Here is a 1,028-nt window from a genome sequence, read left to right as displayed (position 1 = left end):
GAGTACGGCTACGTCACCCCACTCGAGACCAGAGCTCTGGCGACGCAAGACCTCACTCCCGCGGCATAAACACCCGCTGTCCAAGCCCAGGGTGGAACTTCAATACGCCGTCCACTGCCACAGCCTGATCCACCCAGCGCGCATCGCGCACCCCCCCTCGGAACCCGTCCGGCGCGATCACTGCCGCCCGGGCATCGAGCGTAGACGTCCGGCCTCAGGCAAGTCGAGGCGGGGCGCTGACCTGCAATGCCGCAACTTGCACGGAATGACTTGCTGCACGTCATGTCCAGCGGCCGGGTGCAACTGAGCGCGTCCACACGCCGGGGGTACTCCGTCACCGGCCGGAAAGCCCACGCGCCAACTGAACTGCTCACTGGTGCCAGCTCAAGTGCACAAGTGCCAACCGAGCTGCACAGTCGCAACCGCGTTTGCGGCTTGATCGGGCGTCAGGTCCACCCCGGCACTGTGTCAGAACTGTCTCGCACAACGTGCGGGTTTTGAGAGGACTTCTGCGAATGGCGACCTGGGGAAACGCGACCGGCTCCGGGGCGCGTCGATAAATTGATGGAGCGTGTCACGTCAGCCTGTCGTTGATGTTGCGTGCATGACATAGGCGGCGAGTTCGCTGGGGTCGACGAGTCGGATGGGCAGTGGTTCTGTGTGGTGGCCGTGTTGCTTGATCAGGGGCCGGACCTGCTTGATCAGGGTGCGCATCTGGTTCTCGCCGATGCGGAAGAGGTGGGCGGTCAGCGAGCAGGGTAGCCCGCGCTGATCGAGAACGGCGGCCCAGATCATGCTTTCCACGGCGAGTTTGCGGTGACGGGGGCGCTGGCCGGTGGGGATTTGGTCGATCAACGTGCATATTTCTGCGGTGAGTTGATCGAGTGCGTGTCGGGTCATCCCGGTCAGTACGGGGTGGGTTGCCACCGCGACGGCCGGCCCTGTGTGCCCGGCGTCGTGCCACGCCTTCACCGTCTGCGCCAGAAGGGCCAGTGTCGGCACCAGAACGAGAATGCGCCCCTTGGGCA

General features: G+C 64.7%; 1 pseudogene. It reads right to left on the bottom strand.

The features are described from left to right. Positions 1 to 579 precede the first annotated feature (579 nt). Positions 580 to 1,028, bottom strand: a pseudogene (locus IEZ15_RS44030) (hypothetical protein); the annotation flags it as partial.

It is taken from the genome of Streptomyces atratus (assembly GCF_014648655.1).
In the GTDB taxonomy this organism is placed as follows: Bacteria; Actinomycetota; Actinomycetes; order Streptomycetales; family Streptomycetaceae; genus Streptomyces; species Streptomyces atratus.
The sequence above is the reverse complement of the archived record's forward strand: the minus strand, read 5'-3'. Positions and strand labels throughout refer to the sequence as shown.